This window comes from Lysinibacillus sp. NPDC093190, from assembly GCF_050280425.1.
Taxonomy (GTDB): Bacteria; Bacillota; Bacilli; order Bacillales_A; family Planococcaceae; genus Lysinibacillus.
Window position 1 is genome coordinate 112,557 of record NZ_JBNNVG010000012.1, and the last position, 15,952, is coordinate 128,508.

At 36.0% G+C, this 15,952-nt stretch carries 13 protein-coding genes; 11 read left to right on the forward strand and 2 right to left on the reverse strand.

What is annotated here, in order from left to right:
• Nucleotides 1-18 precede the first annotated feature (18 nt).
• The 3 genes from ACQKOF_RS11710 (at nt 19) to ACQKOF_RS11720 (ending at nt 1,666) form a co-directional block, all read left to right on the forward strand.
• Nucleotides 19-207, forward strand: coding sequence for a hypothetical protein (locus ACQKOF_RS11710; RefSeq protein WP_427556961.1), 189 nt, complete (start codon nt 19-21; stop codon nt 205-207).
• Nucleotides 208-298: 91 nt separating this feature from the next.
• Nucleotides 299-475, forward strand: coding sequence for an aspartyl-phosphate phosphatase Spo0E family protein (locus tag ACQKOF_RS11715; RefSeq protein ID WP_132357797.1), 177 nt, complete (start codon nt 299-301; stop codon nt 473-475).
• 324 nt (nt 476-799) lie between these two features.
• A complete protein-coding gene (locus ACQKOF_RS11720) occupies nt 800-1,666 on the forward strand; it encodes an NAD(P)-dependent oxidoreductase (protein WP_427556964.1) in 867 nt (288 codons plus the stop codon).
• Between the two features lie 135 nt (nt 1,667-1,801).
• On the opposite strand, the gene ACQKOF_RS11725 is transcribed toward ACQKOF_RS11720, so the two are convergent.
• Nucleotides 1,802-2,194: a DoxX family protein gene (locus ACQKOF_RS11725; protein ID WP_427556967.1), complete on the reverse strand. Its 393-nt coding sequence runs from the start codon at nt 2,192-2,194 to the stop codon at nt 1,802-1,804.
• A 158-nt stretch (nt 2,195-2,352) separates the two neighbouring features.
• Between ACQKOF_RS11725 and ACQKOF_RS11730 the strand changes: the two genes are divergently transcribed.
• The 6 genes from ACQKOF_RS11730 (at nt 2,353) to ACQKOF_RS11755 (ending at nt 11,413) form a co-directional block, all read left to right on the forward strand.
• On the forward strand, nt 2,353-2,670 hold the full coding sequence (locus tag ACQKOF_RS11730; RefSeq protein ID WP_427556970.1) for a winged helix-turn-helix transcriptional regulator: 318 nt from the start codon (nt 2,353-2,355) through the stop codon (nt 2,668-2,670).
• A gap of 221 nt (nt 2,671-2,891) precedes the next feature.
• Nucleotides 2,892-4,217, forward strand: a complete 1,326-nt coding sequence (locus ACQKOF_RS11735; protein ID WP_427556973.1) for an MFS transporter — start codon at nt 2,892-2,894, stop codon at nt 4,215-4,217.
• Nucleotides 4,218-4,386: 169 nt separating this feature from the next.
• Nucleotides 4,387-5,289, forward strand: coding sequence for a chemotaxis protein (locus ACQKOF_RS11740; RefSeq protein WP_370045873.1), 903 nt, complete (start codon nt 4,387-4,389; stop codon nt 5,287-5,289).
• A 391-nt stretch (nt 5,290-5,680) separates the two neighbouring features.
• Entirely contained in the window at nt 5,681-7,234 is a 1,554-nt protein-coding gene (locus ACQKOF_RS11745) for a Ppx/GppA family phosphatase (RefSeq protein WP_427556976.1), read from the forward strand.
• On the forward strand, nt 7,224-9,380 hold the full coding sequence (locus tag ACQKOF_RS11750; RefSeq protein WP_427556979.1) for an RNA degradosome polyphosphate kinase: 2,157 nt from the start codon (nt 7,224-7,226) through the stop codon (nt 9,378-9,380). Before ACQKOF_RS11745 ends, ACQKOF_RS11750 begins: the two co-directional genes overlap by 11 nt.
• A gap of 29 nt (nt 9,381-9,409) precedes the next feature.
• Nucleotides 9,410-11,413, forward strand: a complete 2,004-nt coding sequence (locus ACQKOF_RS11755) for an EAL domain-containing protein (RefSeq protein WP_427556981.1) — start codon at nt 9,410-9,412, stop codon at nt 11,411-11,413.
• 813 nt (nt 11,414-12,226) lie between these two features.
• Here the strand turns inward: ACQKOF_RS11755 and ACQKOF_RS11760 are convergent.
• Nucleotides 12,227-12,841: a TetR/AcrR family transcriptional regulator gene (locus ACQKOF_RS11760; RefSeq protein WP_427556983.1), complete on the reverse strand. Its 615-nt coding sequence runs from the start codon at nt 12,839-12,841 to the stop codon at nt 12,227-12,229.
• A gap of 503 nt (nt 12,842-13,344) precedes the next feature.
• Between ACQKOF_RS11760 and ACQKOF_RS11765 the strand changes: the two genes are divergently transcribed.
• Together ACQKOF_RS11765 and ACQKOF_RS11770 are read left to right on the forward strand one after the other, a co-directional pair.
• Nucleotides 13,345-14,238: an NAD(P)-dependent oxidoreductase gene (locus ACQKOF_RS11765; RefSeq protein WP_427556985.1), complete on the forward strand. Its 894-nt coding sequence runs from the start codon at nt 13,345-13,347 to the stop codon at nt 14,236-14,238.
• Between the two features lie 15 nt (nt 14,239-14,253).
• Complete coding sequence (locus tag ACQKOF_RS11770) at nt 14,254-15,774, forward strand: CoA-acylating methylmalonate-semialdehyde dehydrogenase (protein WP_427556987.1); 1,521 nt, start codon at nt 14,254-14,256, stop codon at nt 15,772-15,774.
• Nucleotides 15,775-15,952: the final 178 nt, after the last annotated feature.

Below are 15,952 nucleotides of genomic sequence, written 5' to 3' on the forward strand. Positions count from 1 at the left end.
AAGAGAGGAATAAAATTAATGGAAAAATACGAAAATATGCTTAAACAATTACAAAATGGGGAATTAAAATGTATAGAGATAGAAAAGGAACAATTTTATGAGTTTCGAGAAGTACTTGTAAAACATCCTTTATTTAAACATTTTAGAGGTGAGGCCAAACAAAATGGACGCATAATCTATACTTATCAGGAAGTTCCTAGAAGTTAATTTGTCGAACATTGTCGTAAGTTAATGCTGTAAGAAATGAAATATAAATGTATAATAATGGTATGATTATTTGTGTGTGGAGGTTGTATGAATGGTCAATCTACTCTTGAAACAAATGGAACAAACTCGTGAGATGATGATTCGCTCAGGTGTAGAGAACGGGTTGCAAAATGCGAAAACCATTCAACTGAGTCGCAGATTAGATCAGTTAATGAATACTTATTATAGACAAACAGCATTTGAAGAAGAAGAAGATCAAGAAGATTGAAAGAATGTTCCAGTATTCAGAATATAAACTTTTTAAATAATATGTTTAAAAAGCATTTGGTGGGGAATACTTTATTATGAACACAGCAACATTCTCATTTCCCCTTTAGAGCAGTGATACCCCATCAACTGCTCTCTTTTTTTTGCCCAGGTGAAATTAATTTACTCGTATATATGCAGCACATAATGCTTTTAGTACAAGCTAACAAGAAAAGTTTGAATTATCACACTTATTCAACTACACTGAAAGAGGAAAATAAGTGCTAGTGGTCGGTTAATATTGTGAATAATGATCGATAGCCTTGATACAAAGGAGTATGTACATATGGGAAAAGAAAGTATTGCATTTATCGGCACAGGCGTTATGGGTGCTAGTATTATCAAGCATTTATTAAAAAATGGTCATGAGGTAACAGTTTATACACGCACAAAGGAGAAAGCAGAGCCGCTTTTGGCGTTAGGTGCAACTTGGGCAAGTACACCAGCAGAAGCATTTAAAAATAAGGAAATTGCCTTTACAATGGTTGGATACCCTGCAGATGTAGAGGAAGTTTATTTTGGAGATAACGGATTATTTCATACAGCCGAATCCGGCAATATCGTTATTGATATGACCACTTCCGAGCCAACGTTGGCTAAGAAAATTTTTGAGCACGCACAAAAGCTTGGAGTAGAAGCACTAGATGCACCAGTTTCTGGAGGAGATATCGGTGCTCAAAACGGGACTTTATCAATTATGGTTGGAGGTAGCCAAGCTACATTTAATAAAATTTTATCAGTTATGAAACATTTTGGTGAAAATATTGTTTATCAAGGTGAAGCTGGTGCAGGACAGCATGCTAAAATGTGTAATCAGATCGTTATTGCTTCTGGCATGATTGGTGTGTGTGAATCACTGGCTTACGGTTTAAAGGCTGGACTGGATTTACCAACAGTGTTGCAATCTATCTCGTCTGGTGCAGCAGGATCTTGGTCGTTAAGTAATTTAGCACCCCGTATGATAAAAGAAGATTACGCACCAGGTTTTTATATCAAGCATTTTGTAAAGGATATGAAAATTGCATTAGACGAATCAAAAAAAATGGGGATTACTTTACCAGGTCTAGCACTTGCTTATGATATGTATGAAAAGCTAATGGAAGAGGGCTATGGTGAAAACGGTACGCAGGCACTTTTAAAGGCTTATCAATAAAGGTTAATATAACACAGACTATAGAAAAAATTTTAGGAAACCCGAAGTATCGTCTTATAAAATGATACTTCGGGTTTATTTTTATCTTCATTCAGTTTAATTAACACACCTGAGAAAATAGTAAACTTGGCAGCATCACTCTTTATCAAAAAGTTTTGCGTCTAAAGAAAGACTAGATGCTCCTGCAAGTGCAAAGTATAAAGCCATTGCAGCTAAAGCTAAATCTAATTCATATCCAGCTAAGCCGTTTTCACCGATAAAGCCAACGCTAAGCTTCGCTGTGAAAATGGCAACAATCATTGTCACTGTCAATAAAGCGCCGAAAAGTCTTGTGCCTAAGCCTAAAATAATTGCTACACCACCGACTAGTTCTATAATGGCAACAATATAAGCCATAAAGCCTGGAATACCAATGGCATCAAAATAATCAGCTGTGAAGCCTATACCACCCTGAAACTTTTGAAATCCGTGAGCTGCAAAAATAATGCCAAGCACCACGCGTAAAATAGTTGAACCGATATTTTGCATAGTTTAATAAACTCCTTTTGTTTTTAACTTACATTTCGTAACTTAGTTTATTTTTAAAAACAACTTTTGTCAAGTAACTAAATTTTATTTTTGAAACTGATTTTTGACAAAAATGATATACTCTTATATAAGAACAAAATCCTTAGGAGGCAGGCAAATTGGATCAAAAAAAAATTTGTCCACGATTTGAAAAGGCGCTAAAAATATTAAATCATAGCTGGAACACCCTGCTTATTTATCAGTTATTAGAAGGTCCAGAACGATACTCAACAATTAAAAATCAGGTGGGTATTAGTAGTCGCGTGTTAACGGAGAGATTAAAAGAGTTAGAGATTGAGAATATTGTGAAACGCACAGTTATTCCATCAACACCAGTAGTGATTGAATATGAGCTGACAGAAAAGGGACATGCACTTGCGCCGGTCCTTAAAGCAATGGAACAATGGTCATCTACGTGGGTGAATATAGAAGAATAGTGCAAAGGTATCCAAGCGGGGGGGCTTGGATATCTTTTTTTATTATGAAGATGTAATCTTTAGTATTCCGCAGATAAGGCGAAGATTCGTTCATTTAAGATTCTTTGTTAAACGAAAAAGAATGTATAATGTAAATAGTGTTAATTTTCTATAAATAAAGAGTATTTTTTATTACATGAGTGAATTTATTTAATAATATAGAGAATGGAGAGGAGGGTTTTATGAAGCGGAATTCAGTAGTAGACGCACAGCATCGGAGTCAGTTAGCTCTTTATTTATCACTGCCAATTTTATCGTGGGCATTTTATGATTTTGCGAACACAATATTTTCTTCAAATATTAATACTATATTTTTCCCGTTTTATATGGATGAGGTTTTAGGAACGAATGAGGTAATGCAGCAGGTGGCAAGCACATTTATTTCTTATGCGAATGCCATTGCTAGCTTTTTCCTCGTTGTTTTTTCACCACTTTTTGGTGTATGGATTGATAATACTGGCTATAAAAAGAGATTTATAGTGTGGTTTGCATCTATCTCCATCTTCTTCACCTTTATGATGGGTGTTCTTGCGAATCTACAAACGTCAACAAATTATGCAGGTGTGCCACTTAGTTTATTTTTAGTTGTAACTAGTTTTATCATCGCAAAATTTTTCTTTAATTCCAGTCTAGTATTCTATGATTCAATGATGGGTGATTTAGGGACAAAAGAGGAAATACCCCTTATTTCTGGCTATGGGGTAGCGATTGGTTATCTTGGTACAATTTTGGGGCTGCTTGTTTATTTGTATGTAGGAAACAGCGATTTCCATCGAGCATTTATACCAACTGCGATTTTATATTTATTATTTTCTTTGCCATTATTTTTTATTAATAAAGATACACCGATTCCAATGTCTCAGCGCAAGCCTATTAAATTTCTAGATGGCTATAAGGAAATTGTTCAAACCTTTAAGGACATGAAGCAATATAAAGCTATTTTCACCTTTATGATTGCTTATTTCTTTTTAAATGATGCTATCGCAACAACCATTGCAATGATGGCTGTATATGCAACAACGATTGTAGGCTTTACTTCGGGTCAATTTATCGTGCTTTATTTAGTGTCTACTGTTTCAACTATTATTGGCTCTTTTGCATTTGGTTATATTACAAAAGCAATTGGAGCCAAACGTGCGATAACCGTGGTGGCGATATTAATGATTGTTGCTTTAGCATTTGCTGTCTTTGCGACAGAGCAATGGATGTTCTGGCTTGCAGGTAGTATGTTTGGCGTATCACTAGGATCGATGTGGGTGTCATCTAGAACATATATTATTGAATTGTCTCCAGAAGAAAAACGAGGTCAGTTTTTTGGGTTATTTGCATTCTCGGGTAAAGTATCCTCCATTATTGGACCAGCAGTCTATGGAACGGTCACATTATGGATGAAAGATTATGGAACGCTAGCAAGTCGTGTTGCATTATCGACATTAATTGTGATGACGATAATTGGCCTATTGGTGCATCTAAAAATCAATGGCTCAAAAGTTGGAGATGACATTTGATAAAACGTATTACGCCCAGGAAAGCGCCCTGCCGGAATGGAAATCAACCCAATGTTATGATGACGAGCCATGTTCATGATAAAAATGGAAAAAGCAAGTAGGAGAAATGTATTGCCTATGATACAATTGAATTATAAATAGAAGTTGGAGAGAAAGGAGCGGGGTTGCTTTGGAACACAAAGGTATATTATTAGAAAGTGGCACAAATGAGCTAGAAATTGTTGAATTTGAAGTAGCTAACAATAAATTTGGTATTAATGTTATTAAAGTAAAGGAAATTATTCAACCGTTTCCAGTAACATTTATTCCACACGCGCACCCGCATGTAGAAGGGATTATTCAATTACGAGGTGAGGTTTTACCTGTAGTTGATATGCTCCGAGTATTAGGTATTCAAAATGCAGAGCGTAGTCCTCAGCAAAAATATATTGTAGCTGAGTTTAATAAACAGCGCGTAGTATTCCATGTAGATAATGTAACACAGATTCACCGTATTTCATGGAATCAAATCGAGAAACCTTCTGATATGTATCAGGGAGGAACATCACAAGTAATTGGTGTTATAAAGCAAAATGAGCAAATGATTTTATTGCTTGATTTCGAAAGAATTATGGTAGATATCAATCCAGATTCTGGTATTAGTGTAGAATCCGTTAAAAAGCTTGGTAAACGTGATCGCTCTGAAAAACGAATTTTAATTGCTGAAGATTCACCATTACTACGTAAGCTCTTATTCGATACTATGAATGAAGCAGGTTATGAGAATGTTGAATTCTTTGAAAATGGCCGTGATGCTTATGAATACCTCGAATCCGTCGTCAAAGGTGGTAGCGATGTATCCGAGCATATTCAATTAGTTGTGACGGACATTGAAATGCCACAAATGGATGGGCATCATTTAACGCGTAAAATAAAGGAGCATCCAGACCTCCAAAAGCTTCCTGTCATTATTTTCTCAAGCTTAATTACGGATGATCTTCGTCATAAAGGTGACCAAGTAGGTGCAGAAGATCAAATTAGTAAGCCAGAAATTGCGGAGCTTATTTTACGAATAGACCAACTTATCTTATAAAATAAAGTTTTGAACAATAGAGATAAAGTTGAAAAAGGTACTTCACAATATTAATAATGGGTATCCTGAAAGTATATTAATAATTTAAAGTAAGTCGGATGCCTCTTTTAGGCTCCGGCTTTTTTGTATAGATAAATGATGCTAGGAACAAAATAATAAGGTTCTATTTGTTGAGTTATTTATACAATTTTGACATGGTGAGTATCCTAAGTCCGCTACTCGAAAACCTGGCAAGCTAGAGCTAGTAGTAAATCGATAAGGTTAAGCAGTCAGTGACGAAAGTGAGGGGAATAACCGGAATGTTTGAGTATCTACACATTGTGCTCACCTCACCTAATATTTGATGTAGAACCAATAATAATATGCATGTACGCGCTAAGGAAGTGATTATTTGAATGAATTAAAAACCGCTATCATCGATATTGGCTCAAATACCATTCGATTAGTATTGTATCAATACGATAAAGAAGAGGGACTTCGTGAGATTGGAAATATTAAAACGGTTGCACGTTTACGTACATATTTGCAGCCCTCTGGTGAAATGTCTGAAGAGGGTATACAAGTATTAACAGAAACATTATTGACTTTTAAAGCAATGCTCGATGATTTTGAAGTGACTGATGTTAAAGCTGCTGCAACAGCTGCAATCCGTCAGGCAACAAATAGAGCAAAAATTATTACCTTAATGAAAGAACAGACAGGTATTCATATAGAGCTTTTATCTGAAGAAGAAGAGGCATATTATGGCTTTGTTGCTGTAGCGCATTCAATAGGCACGAAGTCCGCTGTAACTATCGATATTGGTGGTGGTAGTACAGAAATAACGCTTTTTGAAAATAAAGAACTACAGAAATCTTATAGTTTTCCTTTTGGTACAGTTTCTTTAAAGCAACGTTTTGTAAAGGGCGAGATTATGAACAGTAGTGAAAAAAAGGAACTCATTGCATTTGTGAAAGAACAGTTCAAATCACTTCCTTGGATGCAGAATATTGGTTTACCGATTATCGCCATTGGTGGTAGTGCTCGAAATATTGCCCAAATTCATCAGCAAAAACATGCATATCCAATTGCAAGTGTACATGGCTACGAAATGACTAAGGAAAATTTAGATGAGCTCAGTATGTTTTTAGGTAATTTAAGTTTTAATGAATTGAAACAGTTAGATGGGCTTTCGGCAGATCGTGCGGACATCATCGCCCCTGCATTAGAAGTTTTCAATGTGTTAATGGAGGTTGTCGGCAGTAAATTGTTCCAGATAACAAAGACGGGTTTGCGAGAAGGAATCATTATACAGCGTATTTTGCAAACAGATAAAAGTGCGTTTGATAAGTACAATGTGTTTGAGGGAAACGCTAAAAGATTGGCTCGTCAGTATGGTAGAACTGAAAAAGAAGTGGACTATTTGACGCATTTAACGGATCAATTGTACCGCGAATGCTGCAACCTCGGTTATTTACAACATAATCCAAAAGATTTGCAATTATTGGCGAAAGCGGCGAAGGTTTTTAATATAGGGGAGTATATTGAGTTAAGTTCGGCGAGTCAGCATACCTTTTATTTAATTGCGAACCAATCTATCGATGGGCTAAATCATAAGGAGCGTGTGAAATTAGCACTCTTAGCCTCGTATAAAAATAAAGATTATTATCAGCGATTCGCAGCTCCTTTTACAGAATGGATGAGTCGTGAGGAGTATCGTAAAATACGAGACTTTGGCGCACTTTTAAAATTTGTCTATGCGTTAAATGTATCTAAAAGAAAGATTGTACGTATCATTAAAATGCAAACAAAAGAGGATTATGTTCAGCTTAACATCTATGTGAAACACAATGCGGCCGCTGAAAAATATCAAGCAAACCGACATAAAAAACATCTAGAACGCGCACTAAAAATACCTATAAAAATAAATTTTATTGAAGAAGGGTTGAACAATTATGACAACTGAAGTGACGAACAATCAGTTAAGTGAAGATGATTTAACAGAAGCACAAGGCCGTTTACTAGAGGAAATTGCTAAGCCGCAATACTATAACAATCGTGAATTAAGCTGGCTAGCCTTCAATGAGCGAGTATTAGAGGAAGCAGAGGATGTCAATAATCCTCTGCTAGAACGATTGAAATTTTTAGCGATATTTAGTTCGAATTTAGATGAGTTTTTTATGGTACGTGTTGCAGGTCTACAGGATCAAGTACGTGCAGGTTTCCATAAGCCTGAAAATAAGTCAGGCTTAACGCCAAAAGAGCAATTAGCAAAAATTGCAGAGCGAACTCAGGCATTAGTGCGCCGACAAACTGAAGTTTATAGACATTTAATATATGATTTATTACCACAACATAATGTACATATTGCAGACATGAAAGACTTAAATAGTACACAGAAAGCATTCGTCAATGAAATGTTTGCAGAAACTATCTTCCCTGTTTTAACACCCGTAGCTGTAGATGCGTATCGTCCTTTTCCAACTTTGCTTGGTAAAACTTTAAATTTACTTGTTTTATTAGAGCAAGATGAAGCCGACTTAGAAAATCGTGAAAAGGTAGCCATTGTACAAGTTCCATCTGTCTTAGGACGGTATATTAAAGTACCATCAGCAGATGGAGAGACAGTTATTGTCTTATTAGAAGACGTGATTGTAGCGCATATCGAAAAGCTCTTTTATGGGTACAGTGTCAAATCAGCACAGGCTTTCCGTTTGACACGTAATGCTGATTTAACGATTCATGAGGAAGGTGCAAGGGATTTACTTGTAGAAATCGAAAAAGAGCTGAAAAAACGTAAATGGGGTGTAGGGAGTCGTCTAGAAGTTCGTGAGGGCGAGATGAGCGAGGAAGTTCTTACATACTTACTAGATGAATTTGAAATTGAAGAAACAGATGTCTTTCATATAGATGGACCGCTAGATTTAACATTTATGTTCTCGTTTGTAAAAGGCATATCTGTTGGTCGAGAACATTTAGAATATGAAAGCTTTATTCCACAGCCACCATTAGATTTGCAATCGGATGAAAATATTTTTGAAAAAGCTTTGCAACAAGATATTTTTTTCCATCACCCATATGAGTCGTTTGCGCCAATCGTAGATTTTATCTCAGAAGCGGCGGTCAATCCGAATGTTTTAGCAATCAAACAAACGTTATATCGTGTAAGTGGTAATTCACCTATTATACAAGCATTAAAGTTTGCAGCAGAAAATGGTAAGCAGGTAACAGTTTTAGTTGAATTGAAAGCACGTTTTGATGAAGAGAATAATGTGCTTTGGGCAAAGCAACTTGAGCAAGCTGGCTGCCTTGTCATTTACGGTATGAATAACTTAAAAACACACTCGAAAATAACGCTTGTAGTAAGTCGTCGAAATGGAAAAATTGAACGTTTTGTACATCTTGGAACAGGGAATTATAATGATGCAACTGCAAAAATTTATACAGATATGGGTATAATAACGACAGATAAGGAATTTGGTATTGATGCTACTAACTTCTTTAACTATTTAAGCGGTTATACAGAAAAGCCAACTTTTAATCATTTGGTTGTGGCGCCATTTGATATTCGAGATGAATTTATTAGGTTAATGGATGAGGAAATTGCTTGTCATAAGAAGTATGGTAATGGTTTTATTCGAGCTAAAATGAATTCACTAACGGACAAAGACTTAATGATGAAGCTATATGAGGCGTCTATTGCAGGTGTCAAAGTAGAGCTTATCATTCGTGGTATTTGTTGCATTAGACCAGGCATCCCTGGAATTAGTGAAAACATAACAGTAACGAGTATTGTTGGTCGTTTCCTTGAGCATTCTCGTATTTATTGGTTCCATCATAATGGAGAAAATAAAGTATATTTATCTTCTGCAGATATGATGACTCGTAATATGATTAAACGTGTAGAAATTTTATTCCCTGTATATGCAAGCGAAGCAAAAGCTCGTATTATTAACATCATGAATACACAACTTGAAGATACAGCAAAAGCTCGTATTCAAGACTCCAATGGAAAATATCATTACAAAGAGTTTGATCGTAGTGAAGATCCAATTAATAGCCAGGAAATTTTCCTAAAGGATGCACTAAAGCCTACGCTAGACGAAGAATAAAGCAAACACGCTACTTAGTGAGGGATATAATGAAAAAATATAAAGAGAGTGTAGCGCAATTTGCAGACTATCATCAATTCATACAACTTAATCCATTTGATGCAGTTGTATGTTTGAGAAAAGTTGATACAAAAGCGTTTGAGGTCGTTAATTTTAACGATAAACTACCGTCATTTATGAAGCTACAAGATGTGAAAGCCACCAACGCAGAACAATTTTTTACAGAGCAATGTTGGCTGCAATTATCGAATATATTACAACAAGAATTGAATATAGACCAAAGTTTAGAGGTACGTACGGAGCACAAAGTAAAAACATTTGTTGTTCGTGTACAGCCCTTAGAAAAATCAGTTGTAGCAGTTATTCTACGTGAGAAACAGCATGAAGTAGAACCGTATTTGCAATTTGTGGAACAGCACGTAAGTCCGGTATTAACAACTGATTTACAAGGTCGCATTATTCATCAAAACGTTGTTGCCACTTCTCTATTGTCAAAAGAACATCAAAGCTTGATAGGACAAAATATTTTTTCATTATTAGAGAGTAAGTATATCAACGAATTTAAATTACTATTTGCTAAAACTATTGAGAGCTCAGCATTTGGTATGCCCAAATGCTTGTTTAAACGCCAATTGCTAAGTAAAGAACCATTTTATTTAAGAACGCATCCAACGTACTTTAATGGTGAAATTGTAGGTGTCCATTTATTTGTGAAAGACGCCACTTCATTTATGAATGATCATGAGGCCTTTTATTACTTAGCATTAATGGATGAATTAACGGGTATTTGGAATCGCAAGGCTTTTAAGGAGCATTGGCTTCAGCATTTAAATGATAAAAATCATAATAAGCAAGTAGCTATTATTTTAGTGGATATTGATCGTTTTAAAAAGTTCAATGAATCCCTTGGTGAAAGTAAGGGTGATGAACTTTTACGAATGTTTAGTCATAGACTTCGTGAGCTCTGTTACTCCAAATGCTCGCTTTACCGTTATAATAGCGATGAATTTATTTTTGTTCTAAAAGATGCAAACGTCAACAAAATTGAACATACGGCTAACGCTATTTTAGAAGCATTAAAACAGCCGTTTATGGTTGATGGACAAGAATATTTTATTAGCGTGTCGATTGGTATCTCACTCAGTCCAGCAGATGGCAAGGATTTAGAAACACTTGTACGTAAAGCAGATAAAGCATTGTTTTCTGTAAAAGAGCATGGGCGTTCACATTACCGTTACTATCGTGAAGATATGACAACTATTTTTCCAAATGAAGCGCTAATGGAGGCCCATTTACGTCGTGCTATCGAGTTTAATGAGCTAAGTATTCATTTACAGCCACAAATGGATTTAGCGAATAATAGCATCAATAGCTTTGAGGCATTATTACGATGGAATAATCGAAAATTTGGCTTTGTGTCTCCTGCACAGTTTATACCTATTGCAGAGGCATCAGGCTTAATAATTGAAATCGGTGATTGGATTATTGACGAGGTGTGTCGCTATCAAAAAGAGTGGCAGATGAAGGGCTATCGACCAGTACGAATTGCCATCAATATATCACCAAAACAATTTAGAAAAGAAAACTTTGCTCGGAAAATTAAAACTACTTTGAAAAAGTATAATGTGCCACCAGAATTATTAGAGGTGGAAATTACCGAAAGCTCCATGACTAATGTCCATGAAACATTTTCAATTTTAACTGAATTGAAGCAGCTAGGGGTTTTTGTTTCAGTTGATGATTTTGGAACAGGCTATTCATCTTTAAGCTATTTAAAGCGCTATCCAATAGATATCATAAAAATTGATCAATCATTTATAGCTGATATTACAAAAGATGATAAAAATGAGGCAATTATTAAGGCCATTATTACAATGTCCCACAATTTAGGATTAGAGGTCATTGCTGAAGGAATCGAGGAACCATCACAAGTTGATTTTCTGAAACATCATCGATGCCAAAAAGGACAAGGCTATTTATATAACAAGCCATTACCCGTAGAAACCATTGTTAATAAATATTTTGTTAGCTAATGAAAACAGATCAAGTAGCACTTCATCATGAAATGGATGAAGTGCTACTTTTTTTAGAGTTTGGGGAAGGGAGGGTATTTAAGCTTAACTCGATCAAAAGAGTGCCTAACCGGATTACTTCTTTCGTCAACTATAATAATTCTAAATACAGATATGGTAAAATTGAGTGAAATAAAATGTAATTGGTGATGGTGGTTCCTAGTAAAATTAAACACTAACTAGGAGGTAATAAGTGTTTTATTTATTATCGGATTTGTCTGGATTCTCATGTTACTTTATGCGGATCCACCTAAACTAATTGTATTGTCAGAAGGTAAAAAGATAACGGTATTACAATGTTCTTATTATTGGAATGAATTTACATGTTCAGGATGTGTCGATAAAATCTCTCCATCAGAAATTATTGATGATAATAACATTGTTCCATTTCCTGTATCCACTCAAAGTGAAATAAAAATCAATTTTAAGAAAAAAACCATTGATAAGATAGAAATAGAAATGGAAAATCGGGGTGAGAGTAAAAAATAAAAGTAGAAGGTAATGTTTTTTCTGCACCAACAAAAAAGGTATATATATATATTGTTTTTAGTAGATGGGACAAAGGAAGTTCTTCTTACATTTTCACTATAGAAGTTAAATAATCGCTCAAATTTAAAGCCAAAACCTGATCATATCTCAGGGTAACCCGATCGTATAGTGGCTTTACCCGGGCAGTTCTCCTGGCAGCCTGAGTGAACGGAGATACAACCGGATCAGAAAAGGGCTTTACCCAAACACAAGCAGTTTCACCTGAGCAAACCCTTCTAAATTTAGCTATTTATTTTCTACTTTCAATCCATCTAACACAATAGCTGTAAATTGTTCCATTTCCGCGGATAAATCGAAATCTTCATTATGAATTAACCAATCATAGACATTTGCACGCATACAACGTTGAATAATTGCTTGAATTTTATTAACCTCTATATCGTGACGAAACTCCCCAAGTTGAATACCTTCTTCGATATAACTGTTCATAATTTGGAATATCATTCTTTGTGGATTTATTAAATAATGATCTTGTTCCACTTGATTTGTCATCGCAGCAGTATACACAGTTCGTAATAAATCTTTTCCAACAACATTTGTTAAATACTTCATTTGTTCTTGATACAGCAATAAAATTTTATCACTTGCCGGCAATGTGTGATCAATATTTTTTTCCACAGAGCCATAAAAACTATCTAGCTCTTTAAATTTTTCTAAAATAACATCGTACTTGGATGGGAAATGTGTGTAAAATGTTCCCTTCGATACATTACAGGCTTTAGTAATTTGCTCAACAGATACATGCTCGAATCCATGTTTATTAAATAAATCTAATGATGCTTTAAGTAATTTTTCCCGTGTTTCTAATGCCTTTAATTGTCGACTAGTTAATGAATTCATATTTCGATGTTACCTCCATTTTTAAGGATCATCACCATAATGTTGTGGATGACATTTGTTAAAGCATATGCCAAGTATATTAGTTGATTGGAGCGGAGACTGGGCGACTCCTTGGGGATTAGCGATAGAGGAACGAAGGCTAAAACCATCACATCCTGTGATAACGCCTTCGTGACCAACATCGTGTTGGCCCGAGACCCTGGAGCGAGCATGGCGAGTGAAGCGGCTCATCGGACACCCCCAAGAAAGCGCCCAGTCGGAACGGAAATCAACCTCACGTTATGATGATGAGCCAATTTAAAGTATTTTAAGATGTTTTCTACGGAAAAACATTCTGAAAATATAAAATTTTTAATTGACGAGATGGATTTATTTTGATTATGATTTAAGTGACTAGGGTCAACGACTGTAGTCAATTAATAAATCACGTTATTAATGTTACGATAAAAGAGTAGAGTTTGGCTAGTGTTCATTGGATTTTCAAGGAACGGGGGAGGTCAATAATGACGGAGAAATTAGGTTTTATCGGCTTAGGCAATATGGGGTTACCGATGTCAGTAAATTTATTAAAGGCTGGCTATAAGGTATATGGCTTTGATACTAATTCACAAGCAATGGAGCAATTTAAAAAAGAAGGTGGAGTTGGATTTGCGACAGCCAAGGAAGTTGCTGAGCAAAGCGATATTATTATGACGAGCTTGCCGACACCACAAGTAGTGGAACAAGTATATAGATCTGAACAGGGTATAATGCATCATGCTAAAAAAGGAAGTTTATTAATAGACTTTAGTACGGTAAATCCCGAATTGAATGATTCCTTACATAAGGAAGCACAATCATTGGGATTACGATATCTTGGGGCACCTGTTAGTGGAGGTGTTGTAGGTGCTATTCATGCAACACTGACGATAATGGTTGGTGGTGAAGAGGATGATTATCAAAGTGGCTCTGAAATATTCCGAATAGTAGGAAAAAATATTTATCATCTTGGTACGTCTTCAAGTGTAGGTACACGTATAAAATTACTCAATAATTTAATGATTGGATTTTATACAGAGGCAGTCGCTGAAACAATCGTGCTTGGTGAAAAGATGGGTATCCATGCAGATACATTGTATGAAGTGTTAAGTAATAGTTACGGTCAAAGCCGTATTTATGAACGTAATTTTTTAGAATACATGAAAAACGACAACTATCAGCCAGGTTTTTCTACAAATCTATTATTAAAAGATTTGAAGCTAGCGAAAAATATGGCAGAAGAAGCAGGGGTACCACTTCGAATCGGGAATAAATTAGTGAATCTTTATAGTGATATTTCTCAGCAAGGCTATGGAGAAAATGATATGTCTGCTGCTTATTTAAGTTTAAAAGAAGCATGTAAAATTGAACAATTTTAAAGGAGGACTAGAAATATGACAACAGCACAAGAGGTTAAAACTTTAACGCACTTTATTGGTGGGGAACTAATAGAAGGGAAAAGCGGACGTTTTGGTTCGGTATTTAACCCAACGACTGGTGAGGTTATTGCCAAGGTTCCACTTGCAACTGCAGAAGAAACTCGAGAGGCAATCGATAAGGCACAGGCAGCTTTTCCACAATGGAGAGATACATCAGTAGCTAAACGTACTGAGATTGTATTAAAGTTCCGTAATCTTATTACTGAAAATATGGAGGAGCTTTTACAAATTATTTGTACAGAAAGCGGTAAAACAATTGAGGATGCGAAAGGTGAAATTACACGTGGTTTGGAGTCTGTTGACTTAGCTATCGGTGCACCTCATTTAATGAAGGGGGAGTATTCAGTCAATGTGGGCGGTCAGATTAATGCCTACTCTGCAAAATATCCATTAGGTGTTGTAGCGGCTATTTCGCCATTTAACTTCCCAATCATGGTACCTTTAGCGCAAACAAGTATGGCAGTTGCTGTCGGCAATGCCGTTATTTTAAAAGCTTCCGAGCGTGTTCCTATGACTGCCTTATATGTGAGTGAGCTTTGGAAAAAGGCTGGGTTACCAGATGGTATTTGGACGGTAGTAAATGGGGATAAGGATGCAGTTAATGAACTATTAGAAAATCCGATTGTGGAAGCAATTTCATTTGTAGGATCGACACCAGTTGCCAAATATATTTATGAAACGGGCTCGAAATATGGTAAACGTGTCACAGCACTTGGTGGAGGGAAAAATAATATGGTTGTTATGCCTGATGCAGATCTTGAGCAGGTAGCAAATGCATTTATCGGTGCAGCTTTTGGAGCTGCCTCTCAACGCTGTATGGCCATTTCTACGATTATGCCTGTTGGAAAGGATACAGCAGATCGTCTTGTTGAAATCTTAAAGGAAAAAATCGCTAATTTGAAGGTAGGTTCATATACAAATCCAGAGACAGATTTTGGCCCTGTCATTTCACAGCAATCGAAGGAAGCGATTATTGCTGCAATCAATCGAGGCGAGTCTGAAGGCGCAACAGTTGTTTGTGATGGTCGTGAACTTGATATTGTCAAAGAGTCAAAAGGATTCTTTGTAGGGCCAACATTGCTAGATAACGTAAAACCAGGCATGGAAATTTATGAACAAGAAATATTCGGTCCAGCTCGAAATGTTGTACGTGTTGATTCATTGGACGAAGCCATCCAACTTATTAATAAGCATGAGCTTGGAAATGGGGTAACAATCTTTACGAATGACGGTTTAGCAGCTCGTAAATTTACAACAGAAATCGATGTTGGGATGGTTGGCGTGAATGTACCAATTCCAATCCCAGTAGGCTACCATAACTTTGCTGGATTTAAAGGCTCTCGTTTTGGAGAAGGGCATATGTTTGGTCCCGATCAGGCACGCTTTTTCACAAAAACAAAAACAATATCAGAGCGTTGGATGACAAGTCAAGCATCGACAGCATCTACGTTTGCATTCCCAAGTAATAACGACTAATTCAAATGAAGAGCTGTATTCTTTTGAGGGCACTGAAAAACTTACGTTTTCATAAAAGCGAACCTTTCTCAGATAAAAATAAGGCACTTCTTGTTCGATTTTGAACAGGAAGTGCCTTATTTCTGTCTCTATTCTTTATTCATTTTCGTTTAGTAGCTTTAATATCCGTTTCAAATTG